The 14,658-nt window shown below is 52.9% G+C and carries 13 protein-coding genes; 9 read left to right on the top strand and 4 right to left on the bottom strand.

The features are described from left to right. Positions 1–39: 39 nt before the first annotated feature. Both L855_RS11640 and L855_RS11635 read left to right on the top strand, forming a co-directional pair. Positions 40–1,212, top strand: coding sequence for an LptF/LptG family permease (locus tag L855_RS11640; protein WP_246198827.1), 1,173 nt, complete (start codon positions 40–42; stop codon positions 1,210–1,212). A gap of 295 nt (positions 1,213–1,507) precedes the next feature. Then, positions 1,508–2,290, top strand: coding sequence for a radical SAM protein (locus L855_RS11635; protein WP_159788177.1), 783 nt, complete (start codon positions 1,508–1,510; stop codon positions 2,288–2,290). Between the two features lie 9 nt (positions 2,291–2,299). Here the strand turns inward: L855_RS11635 and L855_RS11630 are convergent, their stop codons facing one another. Continuing rightward, entirely contained in the window at positions 2,300–2,821 is a 522-nt protein-coding gene (locus tag L855_RS11630; RefSeq protein ID WP_159788175.1) for a hypothetical protein, read from the bottom strand. A gap of 371 nt (positions 2,822–3,192) precedes the next feature. On the opposite strand from L855_RS11630, the gene L855_RS11625 reads away from it, so the two are divergent. Beyond that, the gene (locus L855_RS11625) at positions 3,193–4,524 is read left to right on the top strand and encodes an IS4 family transposase (RefSeq protein ID WP_159784407.1); all 1,332 of its coding nucleotides are present in this window, start codon (positions 3,193–3,195) and stop codon (positions 4,522–4,524) included. 138 nt (positions 4,525–4,662) lie between these two features. On the opposite strand, the gene lptC is transcribed toward L855_RS11625, so the two are convergent. From lptC to metG, 3 genes are all read right to left on the bottom strand, one after another. Further along, positions 4,663–5,850: an LPS export ABC transporter periplasmic protein LptC gene (gene lptC, locus L855_RS11620; RefSeq protein ID WP_281349497.1), complete on the bottom strand. Its 1,188-nt coding sequence runs from the start codon at positions 5,848–5,850 to the stop codon at positions 4,663–4,665. A 96-nt stretch (positions 5,851–5,946) separates the two neighbouring features. Further along, positions 5,947–6,564 carry a LabA-like NYN domain-containing protein gene (locus L855_RS11615; RefSeq protein ID WP_159788171.1) on the bottom strand — a complete coding sequence of 206 codons (618 nt, stop codon included), beginning with the start codon at positions 6,562–6,564 and terminating at the stop codon, positions 5,947–5,949. Positions 6,565–6,775: 211 nt separating this feature from the next. Continuing rightward, positions 6,776–8,374, bottom strand: a complete 1,599-nt coding sequence (gene metG, locus L855_RS11610; protein WP_159788167.1) for a methionine--tRNA ligase — start codon at positions 8,372–8,374, stop codon at positions 6,776–6,778. Between the two features lie 231 nt (positions 8,375–8,605). Here metG and L855_RS11605 point away from each other — a divergent pair, with 231 nt between their 5' ends. The 6 genes from L855_RS11605 (at position 8,606) to L855_RS11580 (ending at position 14,654) form a co-directional block, all read left to right on the top strand. Beyond that, positions 8,606–9,337 carry a lysophospholipid acyltransferase family protein gene (locus L855_RS11605; protein ID WP_159788165.1) on the top strand — a complete coding sequence of 244 codons (732 nt, stop codon included), beginning with the start codon at positions 8,606–8,608 and terminating at the stop codon, positions 9,335–9,337. Next, the gene (locus tag L855_RS11600; RefSeq protein WP_219729907.1) at positions 9,337–10,119 is read left to right on the top strand and encodes an alpha/beta fold hydrolase; all 783 of its coding nucleotides are present in this window, start codon (positions 9,337–9,339) and stop codon (positions 10,117–10,119) included. Before L855_RS11605 ends, L855_RS11600 begins: the two co-directional genes overlap by 1 nt. A 74-nt stretch (positions 10,120–10,193) precedes the next feature. Then, a complete protein-coding gene (deoC, locus tag L855_RS11595; protein ID WP_159788163.1) occupies positions 10,194–10,874 on the top strand; it encodes a deoxyribose-phosphate aldolase in 681 nt (226 codons plus the stop codon). A gap of 104 nt (positions 10,875–10,978) precedes the next feature. Further along, entirely contained in the window at positions 10,979–11,875 is an 897-nt protein-coding gene (gene recO / locus L855_RS11590) for a DNA repair protein RecO (protein WP_159788161.1), read from the top strand. A gap of 70 nt (positions 11,876–11,945) precedes the next feature. After that, on the top strand, positions 11,946–13,316 hold the full coding sequence (locus L855_RS11585; RefSeq protein WP_159788159.1) for an MFS transporter: 1,371 nt from the start codon (positions 11,946–11,948) through the stop codon (positions 13,314–13,316). 141 nt (positions 13,317–13,457) lie between these two features. After that, positions 13,458–14,654 (top strand): glycosyltransferase family 4 protein, encoded by a 1,197-nt coding sequence (locus L855_RS11580; RefSeq protein WP_159788157.1) that lies wholly within the window; start codon positions 13,458–13,460, stop codon positions 14,652–14,654. The last annotated feature ends 4 nt before the right edge of the window (positions 14,655–14,658 follow it).

Genomic DNA, 14,658 nt, shown 5'->3' with positions numbered 1-14,658 from the left:
CTGGCCTGACCCCGCCACCATGCAGACCCAATTGTCCCGATGAAGTCTTTACCCTTCCGTCCTGGGAATTTGATTCCCGGACTCTCGATTATGGACCGCTACATCATTGGCGAGACGCTTCCACCCTTTTTGTTTGGGGTTGGGGCGTTTTCGTCCATTGGTATCGCGGTGGGGATTGTGTTTGAGTTGGTGCGGCAAATGACCAACGCCAACATCTCCTTTGAGATTGCCTTGCAGGTATTCCTGCTGCAACTGCCCTACTACATCTCTCTGTCGTTCCCCATGGCCATGCTCCTGGGGACTCTAATTGCCTATTCCCGACTCTCTAGCGATAGTGAACTGGTGGCCCTACGCAGTTGTGGGGTCAGCTTAACCCGAATCGTGCGCCCCGCGCTGATTTTTGGACTCCTGATTACCCTGCTCACGTTCACCTTTGACCAAGTAGTAGTCCCCGAGAGTCTTTACCAGGCTGAACAGCTTTTTAACCGGGCCGTGCGCTCTCAGGATGCGATTCTCTTTCAGCGCAATACTCTCTACCCCGAAATTGGTCGTTTACAACGAGGGGAGGAGGTTCGCGAGGATACTCTCGTGCGTCTGTTCTATGCCGAAACCTTTAATCGGGAAGAAGAACGGATGTATGGAGTGATTGTCCTTGATCGCTCTGAACCGACATTAGATCGCCTTATTTTTGCTGAATCTGCTACCTGGAACCCCACCAGCAATGTCTGGGATTTCTTCGGCGTTAAAAGCTATGCGATCGCCCCCGACGGCTCCTATGTGAACATCGCCAAATTTGACCAACATCGCTATCCCTTACCTCGCGCCCCCTTAGACTTAGCTCAAGACCGAGATTATCCCCAAATGAACCTCGCCCAAGCCATAGCTCGTTTGGAGATTCTCAAACAAAGTGGACGGGAGGATCAAGTCCGTCGCCTACAGATTCGCATTCAACAGCGCTTCGCGATTCCCTTTGCCTGTATTGCTTTTGCCCTCGTCGGCTCCGCTCTCGGCACAACCCCCCAACGCACCAGCGCCTCCCGAGGCTTTGGCATTAGTGTTCTTGTCATCTTTGGCTATTACCTATTAATGTCTATCGGAGATGCCTTGGGCTTAAGTCGCCTTGTCCCCCCCTGGTTTGCCGGCTGGCTCCCTACCCTAATTGCTATTACAGCCGGGATACTACTCTTAGTCCGCTCCTCCCGTCTCCGCTGACCCCAAAAACCGTTGTACTTCTTTACAAAATTAGACCCAAAATGACTTGACAGCTTCCCTGATTAGGGAATACAATTAAGTTAATTGAGTCAGATGTTTAAGTTCAATCTTAAAACGATGAGCTTAGATAGACTAGGCTCCGCCGCTCCAGTGCGGGCGGCGCGGAGCCAAACATCTAGGCTGCGCATTTTTTTGGAGTTGATGTCTCCTGCCCCAAAAGTGCTAACCTCCTCTTCCTCCTCTGTGTCCTCGGGCAACCACAAGGGATTGCCCCTACGTGGTTCACCTCCTCCCCATGTTCAGCCCCATCTACGGCCCCGTTACCTCCTGGCGTTATGGAACCTCCCTCGGGATTGACCTCATCGGCGAAGTGTCAACCTGTAGTTTCGACTGCGCCTACTGCCAACTCGGAGAAATCGAGCGTAAAACCCAACAGCGACAGATTTTCGTCCCCACCGCTGATCTCATAGAAGCCTTAAACGCCTATTCCCCCTGGCCCGTTGACATCGTGACCTTTAGTGGCAGTGGCGAACCGACCCTGGCCGAGAATTTAGGGGAGGCGATCGCCGCCGTCAAAGCCCTAACCCAGAAACCGGTTTTAGTCCTGAGCAACGCCACCCTCCTCAACCAGCCCGAGGTTCGGGCAGCTCTCAACCAAGCCGATCGCGTCTCCCTCAAACTCGATGCTCCCAACCCGGATCTCTTGCGTCGCATCAATCGCCCCGTGGAAGGAGTCTCCTGGGAGGCCATCCTAGAAGGTTTACAACGTTTCCGCCGTGACTATCCCGGAATCGTCGATATTCAGACCATGCTCCTGAGTCCTTGGAAGGCAGACGAGCAACAGGCCTATCAGGAGTTGATTGCCCAACTGCATCCCCACGAAATCCAACTCAACACCCCCACTCGTCCCAAACCCGTCGGACATCAACTCGACGGCCGGGGGAACCACAGTCAGGGCGATCGCCCCTATGCCGTGCGTCAGCTCAAATCCGTCTCCCGAGAAGTCCTCCAAGACGTCGCCGAACATCTGCAACAGGCGATCGCCATCCCCGTTCGCTATGCTCCTAGTCCCAAATAACCCCCTCTATCAGTCTTCTGAGGGAGTTCCGAGCCAATCCGAGCCAGTACTAATCACCAGAGAATTAATCGCCACATCAACCTGGTGGCTCCCTTCCGTCAAGGTAAAAGGCTCACTCACAAAATCAAACGAAGGATAGGTATCATCCAGAGCGCGAAAGCGGACATAGGTTTCCCCCTCCTCATCAAAGGGGGCCGTGTCGTCCTCCCGCACTTCCTCAGGAAGCCGGAAATTTAACAGGCCATCCTCATCCGGGGATTTCCAGTCCGTGAAACGTCCATCCGTCTCCTCCCCAGACTCCGCCCCCGTATAGAGAGCCGCCTCCCAATCCGACGTTGCCCCAAACTCATCATCGGCGAACATTAAGCCGATAGATACTAGAGCCTCTCCCTCCTCCAAATCCGCTAGTGGTGTTTCCGGGGCGTCATTCTCCAAAGCATCTGCATCCGCCAAATCCTCATTAACCTCAGCCGGGTTGCAAGCGACAAGGGGCAATAGCACAAGCAAAATTGAGATCCGTCGCAGCATCATGTGACCATTCCGGTGTTTGTCCTCTGTCCATGTTAACCAAATCCTCCCCCTGAGACCCTGTTAGAGCAACTGGGCGATCGCCCCAACAGAATCGGCAACCGCTGGAGGAGGATTGTATAGCAAAAATTGGTCTGAATAGGACAAAAAACAGGGGATAAGAAGGCAAGAGGCAAGAGGCATAACCCACCCCTGCCCCTCCCAGGAGGGGAGAACCCACCCCTGCCCCTCCCAGGAGGGGAAAGACGTAGGGGCGTACCCTTGTGGCACTGGTGTCAAGTTAAGGAAATCGTGGAAAAGTCAAGAAAGTGTAAACAACCCGAGACCAAGGGAAAAATGCTTATAGGCTAAGGACTAGCTAGCCAGGACAAAAGATGCCTAAGAAGACCTATCACAAACCGGGAAACCCGGACTTCAGACGACATCGCTCAGTGCCCGGACCAGTGAATCGGACGATTGAGCAGCGCTTGTTCGAGATGTTAAGTCCGGGAACGTTTGCCTCCCTCAAAAGCGTAAGCAACAAAGGACGACGGTTACGAGAGCGAACTCTAACCCTGCCGGTGATGACAGCGATTGTCCTGAGCCTAGTTTACCGGCAAATGACAGGGCTAAGTGAAGTGCTGCGAACCCTAGAACAGGAGGGACTGTTTTGGGTGAAAGCTCAACGCATCAGTAAACAGGCTCTATCCCAAAGATTACAAAGCCTGCCGGCCCATCTGTTTGCCAGTTTGCTCGAGCAGGTCATTGAGCGCTTGAACCAATCCTCAGCGCCCGGGGAAGTCTCGCCATTCTGGAGACCGGTGCGGTCTAAGTTCCCAGCCATTTGGCTAGCTGACGGGTCAACCCTCGAAGCCTTAAAAAAGAAACTGCATCGTCATCGCGGCAAAAAAGCCACCTCCCCCTTGGCCGGCAAGATGATGATGATGGTCGATGCCTTCAACCATCGCCCCCAGGCGGCCTGGTACAGTCCTGAAGCCCAATCCAATGATAAGCTTTGGACTGACTCATTGCTCGAACGTCTGCCAAAGGGCGGTTTAATGGTGTTTGACCTGGGATTCTTTAAGTTTCCTTGGTTTGATGCCTTTAGCGATTCGGGCAAGTTCTTTGTGACTCGCTTGCGGGAGAAAACCGCTTACAAGAATCTCAAGGTACTCGGTCAAAACCGTTACGTTCGTGACGAACTGATAGATTTAGGGCAATACCGCTCTAATCCTTGTCACCATCCCGTGCGTCTGGTGTCCGTCTCTTGGGAGGGAACCATCTACCGCTATTTGACCAATGTCACTGACCCCGAGGTCTTGTCCGCCCGCTACGTTAGCGAGCTTTATCGCCAACGCTGGCGCATTGAGGAGGCCTTTCTCGTGACCAAACGCTTGTTAGGTTTGGCTTACCTCTGGGTCGGTGGCTCCAATGGCATTGAAATCCAGATTTATGCCACCTGGATTTTCTATGCGGTGCTTACCGACGTCTGTTCCCAGGTCTCTGAGGCTTTACATGAACCCATTGACCGCATTTCTCAGGAAATGGTTTTCCGCAGTCTTTACTTTTTCAGTCGCGCCCGGGAACAGGGCCGTGTTGAGGATGATGAACTCATTCCTTTTCTGGTTCAATATGCCCAGTCCTTCGGACTGGTTAAAGCTAGGCGTAAGCGCCAACGAAAGAAAGATGCTATCTCCCGTCAGGTCTGGTCTCACCCCTTAACTTGACACCAGTGACCCTTGTGGTCGCCCGAGGTAGGAGATTCTCTTCCAACTCAGAGTATCCTTGCTAAGTGTCAATCAGGCAATCTTCGATTGCTATAGCAAAACGTAGCGGCGGTGATGATGAAGTTAAGGGTTCACGACTCACGGCCGAGAATTTACCAGCACCTCCGTCACCACCTCCCCACCCGTGACCACAAAGGTTTGCTCCTCTAACTTGCCATTGGCTCGCGGGCCCGTCAGTTGTAGGGACGGATTGACCTGACGATAGGCCACATTTCCCTGAGCCTCAAAGGTTTCAGAGGGAATAAACCAGGTCAGTTCATTCGCGGTTAACTGCGCTTGATTTTCCTGGCCCAAGACCTCAACCCCATCTTGGAGATAGAAGATCTCATCTGGTAAGCTCATCCAGCCTCGGTTTCCACTTAAGATGACCTCTTTCTCACGATGGGTAACCCGTAACGGCACATCCGAGGTCAGCAGTTGCTCCCCTAAATCCCAGTCCAGGCGATGGCTAGCCACATCCACCGCTGGATTCAGAAGAGCTAAACGCGCATTGTCTTGTAGACGCGCCACTTGCGTCTGTAGGTTCACTTCGATACTCTCCGCCGCCGCGCGATCGGTGACCGTTACCGCCTGCAAATCCCGAGGTTCTGGGGGAGGGATGTCCTCGTCCTCATCATCGTCCGCCTCAGAGGTGGGGGCGATCGCCTCAGGGGGAGCATCGATCCATTCATAACGGGCCACTTGAACCGTAACCTCACTGAGAACCAGTTCCTCAGGAATTTGCCAGAGCAATTCCTCCGTCATCATCTGTAACGAAGGTTCATCAATGTTAGCAATCACATCCCCGATCGCCTGAAGATGCTGTACGTCAATGAGAAAGACCATCTGTTGAGCTTGTAGATGGGCCGTCTCATGGGTGGCGGTGACATTATCGTGAATCTCCAGGCGATCGCCCTGAGGTTGCCAGTCTAGGCGATCGCCACGCACCACCACCTGATCTCGCAGATCAATCACCACCACCTCATCCTCAAGGAAAATCGTCTGCGCCTCCTGTTCGAGAGTGCCTGAACGGCCCTCCACCTGATAAATTGGCTCTCCCTCTCGATAGAGTTGACCCGAGACATTTTCCAATTGAGCCACTTGGCGATCGCTGCTGTAGGTCACCCGTTCCGCTTTGACGACCCAAAGAACATTGCCATCTCCCCCCACCTGTTCTAACTCAACATTCTCGAAGGTTAGACTGGGATCAACTTGTTGTGACGGAATCGACTCAGCAGGATCAGGGGATTCCGTCCTCGGGGTACAAGCACTGATGAAGACCATCAATACCAGTGCTAGTCCTAGAGGACGAGATCGCCCCCCCCCCGCGTCCAATGAGACCCGAAAAAGACAGAGGTCATAAAATCGTGATGAAATGAGCCATTATTTACTGGGTTTATCCTCAATCACGGGAGCACCCCCTACACCGGAGAGAGGACGATAGGTGTAGGGATGATGCCTAGGGTTTTTTTGAATTTCCTCCTTGATATTCTCCAAATCAATATACCGATCTGCCACATTGATGAGACTATCACTGGTCATCGAGCGCAAACTAACCACCTCAACTCGGACGCCGCGATAGCTCACCGCATCCACCGCATAGGCGAGATCCCCATCGCCACTGACGAGAATCGCCGTATCATAGGCTCCCACCAAGGCCATCATGTCCACCGCAATTTCCACATCCAAGTTAGCCTTTTTAGAGCCATCGGGAAGCTGCACCAAATCCTTGGCAATAACGCGATAGCCATTGCGACGCATCCAGAGCAAAAAGCCCTGTTGCTTCTCATTGGTGCGATCGACCCCCGTATAGAAAAAGGAGCGTAACAGCCGTGAACCCGCCGTCAAGCGGCACAGCAGCTTCGTGTAGTCAATCTCCATGCCCAATTGCATGGCAGCATAGAACAGGTTAGAACCATCAATAAAAATCGCCACGCGACCTCGGTTCTCTAGCACCTGTTCCGGTGTAAATATCGAGTCATGCTCGAAATCGTTTAACATGGCTTGTTATCCTCAGGGTTGTTATCTATCAGAGAATTTAAATGAAATGCCCCAGATCTCGTCTGTGATGACGATGAGGCTGTATTCCCATTATAATTTCTGGTTCTTGAAAAAAAAGACAAAGGGTTCGATTAACCATCTGTCTCGGATCTTAGAAGACCTTCAAAAACAGAGGCGATCGCAACCCCTCACGAATCTACAGCAATTGAGATTACGCACTCGGAACCTCAATACGCCGAAAAACAGGCTCAGGTTTATTCAAGGATTGCCCAGGAGGGAGAACGCCCCAAGCCCCATGAGCCTCAAAGGTCGCCGTTTCTCGAACCGACTCAAGCCGGTCAAAATCGGTGCTATAGCCCAGTTGCCCATAAATGGCAGTACTCAGGTGAGGAACCACCGGGGATAATAAATAGGCCACCAGACGCACCGACTCCAATACACTATAGAGAACCTCCTCAACAGCCGCTTGTTCCCCCTGTTTATAGAGTGACCAGGGAGCGCGATCATCAATATATTTGTTGCCCGCACGCACCAAACTCAAACTAGCCTCACAGGCCCGATGGAAGGCCAGACTCTCATAAGCTGAGCGCACCCGTGGCGTTAAGGAGTCTCCCAAGGCCTTGAGCGGGTTCTCCTGAGAGATCCCAGCAACATCGAGATCGGGAACAGTGCCGCTACAGTATTTGCGGGCCATTCCCAGAGTTCGATTAAGAAGATTCCCCAAGTCATTGGCGAGGTCAGCATTGACGGTATTGATAAAACGAGTCTCATTGTAATCACCATCTCGGCCAAACTCGATTTCCTTCATAAAATAATAACGAAAGGCATCGGAACCAAAGCGTTCTACGAGATCCACTGGGTCTACTGTATTCCCTAAGGTTTTACTGATTTTATGACCATCCTTGGTGAGGAAGCCATGACCAAACACCCGTTCAGGTAACGGCATCCCCGCCGATAGCAACATTGCGGGCCAGTACACTGCATGGAAGCGCAAGATATCCTTACCAATCAGGTGCAGTTGGAAGGGATAGCCCCGTTCTAAGACACGCTCTAGAGTTGGCTCATCCTCTGGCTGCAAAAGCCCCGTGATATATCCCAAAAGAGCATCAAACCAGACATAAAGGGTATGATCTGGGTTCTCGGGAACCGGAAAGCCCCAGTCCATGTTGACGCGTGAGATAGAGAAGTCCTGTAATCCACCCTGTACAAAGCTCAGCACCTCATTACGGCGCATCGTCGGTTGAATGAAGTCGGGTTGAGTCTCATAGAGGTCTTCTAAGGCCGGTTGATACTTCGAGAGGCGAAAAAAGTAATTTTCCTCATCCCGCCATTCCACCTGACGATTGGGGTGTAGGGGGCAGTAATGATCCTCTAGTAGTTCCCCTTCATCCTTAAACTCCTCACAGGCGACACAATACCAACCTTTTTGCTGGCCTAAATAGATATCGCCATTGTCCCAAACCCGTTGGAAAAACTCCCGCACGATCGCCTCATGGCGAGAGGCGGTGGTGCGGCTAAAACTGTCATACTGGATATTGAGCTTTTGCCAGAGGTCTTCAAAGCAGGCTACTACCTCATCACAGTAAGCTTGCGGGTCCCGTTCCTTCTCTTGGGCCGTGCGTTGAATTTTCTGTCCATGTTCGTCGGTTCCCGTGACAAATGAGACAGAATGTCCCAGAAGTCGCTGAAACCGGGCTACCACATCGGCGGCCACCGTTGTATAGGCACTGCCAATATGGGGGAGAGCGTTGACGTAATACAGGGGGGTCGTTAACGCGAAGGTCTGATGTTGAATTGGATTAGGACTCATAAAACGGGATTCCGCCGAAAGCTCCAGGACAGTATATTTATCATATACTGTTGGTTCCGTGCCAAAGTCGAGCCTTACGGCTGACATTCCCCAACCGCTGATACTGAATCATATATTTTCGTTAAGCTGGAGTTACAGGCTTGTCATCCCCAGGCTTGAGCCTCAGTTGCCATCGAGGCAGAATCCGATCTCGATGATTGTCCCCTTTCTCCCTCAACCGTCTGCCACACTATGCCCGTAGAAAACGCTTTACAACTGTCCCGTGGTGTATTGGGGAGCCTCGGCACTAAATTTTTTCTCTATCATGAGAACCGAATTCCTGAATCAGGCTCTCTAGTTATTGCCAGTAATCATCGCAGTATTTTAGATGCTCCCCTATTGATGGCGGCCCTCAATCGTCCCATTTGCTTTGCTTGTCATCACTATATGGGGCAAGTTCCTCTGCTGCGAGATCTCGTCACGGGGATGGGGGCGTTTCCCCTAGAAGATGCGAGACATCGCCAGAAAAGTTTTCTACGCCAGGGGGGGGCTTTGTTGGCCCAGGGGCAGCCTGTTGGGGTGTTTCCAGAAGGAACCCAACCGATGGTCACCCAGACTGAGGCCCGATCGCTCGGAGAGTTTCATCGGGGCTTCGCGCACCTGGCCTTACAGTTTGCCAGTCGTCATCCACGCCAGGATGTGGCGATTCTACCGATGGCGATCGTGGCCCTCGAAGAACAGATGTATCAACCGATTCCCATCCGCCTGTTGCGGATGTTTGACCCCAGCGAACCTCTTTTCGACCAACCCGGCTGGCATCCCATGGTGGTTTATAAACGTCTAGCGGTGTCCGTGGGTCATCCCTACTGGATTCGTCAGGGCGATCGCGACGCCTATCAAGGCGGCCAGGGGAAAGCCACTGTCAAACGGGTCACCCAAAGCTGTCATGATGAAATCCTAGACTTACTGCAATCGACCCGCTGATGACCCCACTCACCCTTCTGACCCCCACCACACCTCAACCCCATCAGCCGCTATTTGTCTATCTCCCGGGGATGGATGGTTCCGGTTATTTACTGCGATCGCAACTTCCCAGTCTTGCTCCCCATTTTGACATTCGCTGTCTGCAACTTCCTCCAGATGACCTACGGGATTGGCACAGCCTAGCCCAGGAAACCCTAGAACTCCTGGCCCCCCTGCGTCAAGGTCGCCCCCTGTACCTATTTGGGGAATCCTTTGGCGGCTGTTTAGCCCTGATGCTCGCCAGCCAACAGCCCGACTGCTGCGATCGCCTCATCCTCAGTAACCCCGCCTCTGCCCTACAACGCCGTCCGTTGCTGCTTTGGGGGTCCCATCTCGTCCAATGGATGCCCGACTTCCTCAACGCCATCTCAGCCCTAGGATTATTGCCCTTCCTCGCCGCCCTCGATCGCATCCCCGCCGAAAACCGCTTCGCTCTCCTCGATGCCATGCGTCACGTCTCCAGCAAAGCCATCACCTGGCGAATTGGCCTACTACGAGACTTTCGCATTCCCCCCGAACAACTGGCCCGCATCCACCCCCCCACCCTCATCCTAGCCAGCACCTTAGACCACCTCCTGCCCTCCCTCCGCGAAGCCCAAGATCTCATCCAAATTCTCCCCAACGCCAAAATTCACCAGTTGCCCCACAGCGGTCATGCCTGTTTATTAGAACGAGATACTAACTTACTTGATATTTTGACAAAAGAAAATTTTTTATCAAAACAGCTAACCATGAATCACTAAACCCAGAGATTCATCCATTTCACAAAATAAAAAAACACTTCAAAGATATCATTTAAACGATATTTAAAATATTCATGAAAACTGAGACTCTCGACCTAGACATTGCCCCTCTTATCGACCATTCTCTCCTCAACCCCTGTGCCGGAGACCAACTTGTCCGGCAATGGTGCGCCGAAGCCGACCGCTTTGGCTTTGCCTCAGTCTGCATCTATCCGAGCCGAGTCCATCTTGCCCGCGAGTGTCTCCAGGGCAAGACTCCCAAAGTCTCAACCGTCATCGGCTTTCCCACCGGAGCCACCACCTCAACAAGTAAACTCCACGAAGCCTTAGAAGCCGTTGAGCAAGGTGCATCTGAACTCGATGTTGTGATTAACCTAGGCTGGGCAAAAGAGCAAAAAACAAACCTAATCTATGATGAGCTTGCCAGCATTTGCGAAGAAAGCAATGTCACTGTCAAAGCCATTTTAGAAACCAATCTTTTAACCCATGAGGAGCTAAAATTAGTCAGCAAGATTGCCATTGACGCCGGAGTGCAATTTCTCAAAACCTGCACCGGTTGGAACGGCGGCGTTCAACTCGAGCATGTCAAACAACTCAAAGAGATTGCCAAAGGTCAAGTCGCCATCAAAGCCTCCGCCGGCATCCGCACCTACGCCGACGCGATCGCCCTCATCCAAGCCGGAGCCACCCGTCTCGGAACCTCCTACAGCGTCCAACTCCTCCAACCCACCGACGAACCAGAAGACCCCACCTAACCCCCACTGCCTACTGCCTTCTCCCCCCTGCTGCCTACTGCCTACTGCCTACTGCCTTCTTTTACCCTGTTCCCTATTCCCTATTCCCTGTTCCCTTCTCCCCCATGTACCGCGTCACCGGAATCAACCTAAAAAGTATGCCCCTGGGGGAAAGCGATCGCCTCCTAACGATTTTGACCCCAGAACGGGGGCTGCTGCGAGTCGTCGCCAGCGGATCTCGCAAAGCCAACTCCAAATTTGGCGGACGAACCGGATTATTAGTCCTCAACGACCTAATGATTAAACCCGGCAAATCCCTCGATCGCATCCATCACGCCGAAACCCTCGCCTCCTATCCAGGACTCAGTCGTCACTTCGGCCTCCTCACCGCCAGCCAGTACCTCGCCGAAATCGCCCTCAACCAAGCCCTAGAAGACACCCCCCAAAACGACCTCTTTAACCTCCTAACGGAACATCTCGAGCGTCTAGAACGCCTCCCCACCAACGCTCCCCTAGCCGAAGTATTAGCCCATTTATGCCAAGGTATCTTTCATCTGTTAGCCCTTGGCGGCATCGCCCCACAAGTTCATCACTGCTGCCTATCTCAGCAGCCGCTCATCGCCAATCCCAGCCAACTCAACCCCAACATCGGCTTTAGCATTCGTTCCGGGGGAGTCGTCGCCCTTGCCCAACTGCAACAGTTCCAACACCAACAACGGCCCTCAGCCGAGAACCAATCAGCACAGAGTAACGACACCGATTATGAAGCCGTCGCCAACCAAGCCGCCTTCACCCCAACCCCAAACCGCTATCTAAACGGTCATCAACTGTCCCTACTACAACAACTGTCCCAACCGCACCTGTCTCCCGTCAGAGATTCCCTAGACACAGCTTGGGACGCAGCCTGGATCGTGATCGAGCAGATCCTGCGAGACTATACCCAACATCATTTGGGACGTGCAATTCGCTCTGCTACCTTAATAAACAGTTACGTTGCGTCCTCTCAGCCTCAACTCATGTAATGCACGATGTAATGCGCCCGTCGAGTCCCGTTCACGACCCTATTATCTGTTCATCCGTTGTGCCAACCCTATGACACCCCTGCCTGAAACAAACTCCGTACCCAGCCCAGAGACTGACTCTGACCACGATCACCCCAACGATGCAGAACGAGGATTTATCCCCGTTCTCAAAAATCGTAACTTCCTGACCCTATGGGCTGGGCAAGTCTTCTCGCAGATTGCCGATAAAGTCTATCTGGTGATGGCGATCGCCCTCGTCGCCAACCAATTCCAAGCCGAAGGTCAAAGTATCAGCGGCTGGGTGTCTGCCATCACCATCGCCTTCACCATCCCGGCGGTTCTGTTTGGCTTTATTGCCGGAGTCATGGTAGACCGCTGGCACAAAAAAGACGTACTGGTCAACAGCAACGTCCTACGAGGGCTATTCGTGCTCATACTGCCGATTTTAGTCTGGCTCTCAGAAGGACAAAGCCTCTGGGGTGGAATCCCCCTCGGCTTCATCATGCTGTTAGTGGTGACCCTGCTGGTGTCCACCCTGACCCAGTTTTTCGCCCCTGCCGAACAGGCCGCCATTCCCCTGCTCGTACAACGGCGACATCTCCTGTCAGCCAACTCCCTCTACACCACCACCATGATGGCCTCGGTCATCATCGGCTTTGCCGTCGGGGAACCGGTCCTCGCCTTTGCCAATCAACTGTTGGGCAATCTCAACTACAGCGAAGAACTCGTCGTTGGCAGTAGTTATGTTCTCTCCGGTCTGCTTTTAATGCTGATGCAGCTTCGAGAACGCATTGACATCAAAGAACGGGCCAAAACCAAAGTCTGGGAGGATCTCAAAACCGGATTAGCGGTGCTGCGAGATCGGCCTCGGGTTCGCAGTGCCCTGATTCAACTGATTATCCTCTTCTGTGCCTTTGCCGCCCTAGCCGTTCTCGCCGTGCGTGTCGCCGAAATTATGCCGGAATTGCGGGCCGAACAATTTGGCTTCCTCCTGGCCGCAAATGGCGTGGGCATGGCGATTGGGGCAGCGATTGTCGGTCAAATCGGCTCCAACTTTGTCCCCCGTCGTCTCAACCTCTATGGTTCAATTGGGGTTGCCCTATGTCTGGTGGGTCTGAGTTTCTACAGCAGTCAGCTAATTCCCTGTTTAATCATCATCACCCTCTTGGGCTTTTCAGCCGCCTGGGTAGGCATTCCCATGCAAACCATCATTCAAGCCGAAACCCCCGAAGAACAACGGGGTAAAGTCTTTGGGCTGCAAAACAATGCTGTGAACATTGCCCTAACCCTTCCCCTGGCCCTGGCCAGCATCGCCGAAGCCCAATTTGGCCTAGCCCCAGTTTTACAAAGTCTGGGCGTCATCGTTGCCCTAGGCGGCCTAATAACCTGGTATATTGCCGATAAAAGTTCTCCTTCCCGTCGATCAAACAGTCCTCGCTAGTGAGGGCTATCATTCTCCCTGAGTTAGATTGAAACCAGCTCTTAGGTGAGTACGCTCCCATCTGCCCCAGTCCTCTGGGAGCAGTCGACAGCGTTGATCGCTTGAGGCGGTAATGAGATCCCGTTCACCTTTTCGATTTGAATGCACATCGCTTGGCTTGGAAAAAAATCGCCGTTTTGTGGCAATGTCACCTACAGCCGCGAAGTTACGAACGCGCTACTGGACCGAAACAACCGGGTCAGTTTTTTGCACTTTTGCCAAAATGCTACCGACTCGGAGCCAGGAGTGTCAGTAAAATCGGTAGCGGATACGGAGTGGGATGGCTTGGAGTCCCCCTCGATCGCTCATGAGGTCTCACTTCCCTGCCTCTATAAGTCCACGCTCTACACCATTCCCACGCTGAAATCGAGTAAGATCCTCGCGGATGCCTTACGGGAGCTGAAGCCAGATTTGGTTCATGCGTCTCTGACTTTGTCCCCTCTGGATTTTGTGCTGCCGGAAATTTGCCAAGAGTTGGGCTTACCCCTGGTGGCAACCTTTCACCCCCCATTCGATCGCCGCCGTCGCAATCTAACATCGAGTACTCAACACTTGATGTATCAACTCTACGCCCCCTTTCTGGCCAACTACGATCGCACCATCGTTTTCTCGCACATTCAACGGGAGTTATTAGCTCAACTGGGAGTCCCCCCCGAGCGGATTGCGGTCATTCCCAATGGGGTGGATTCCCTGAAATATTCCCCTGGAGCCTCGGCGTTAAAGTCACAACTGCACGCTGAACGGTTGTTTGTCTACCAGGGACGGATTGCCATGGAAAAAAATGTCGAGGCCCTCCTCAAAGCCTGGAAATCGGCATCCATGGGCCCCGATAGCAAGCTCTTGATTGTCGGGGATGGCCCCCTGGCGATGTCTTTACGGGGCAGTTATTCTGAGGCGCATCACATCCATTGGCTGGGCTATGTGGCCGATGAAAGCCGCCGTATCGAAATTCTCCGGGGGGCGGATGTGTTTATCCTCCCCTCCCTAGTCGAAGGATTATCTCTATCCCTGTTAGAGGCCATGGCCTGTGGGATGGCCTGTTTAGCCACTGATGCGGGAGCCGATGGGGAAGTTCTCGAAGATGGGGCCGGCGTGGTTCTGGATTCCCAACGAGTGATGAGTCAGCTGCAAACTCTGTTACCTCTGTTTCAAGACCATCCAGAAATGGGCAATTTGTTAGGCTATAAAGCCCGTCAGCGGGTGTTAGAACGCTATACCCTGGATAAAAATATCAGTCGTTTAGAGGATCTCTATGGTGAACTGTTATCCCAGGCGAAAATGTCGGTAGGGTTTCTGTAAGCCA

The organism is Sodalinema gerasimenkoae IPPAS B-353 (assembly GCF_009846485.1).
Classification (GTDB): Bacteria; Cyanobacteriota; Cyanobacteriia; order Cyanobacteriales; family Geitlerinemataceae; genus Sodalinema; species Sodalinema gerasimenkoae.
Note: the sequence above shows the minus strand (reverse complement) of the source record. Positions and strands in the feature narration are given on the sequence as shown.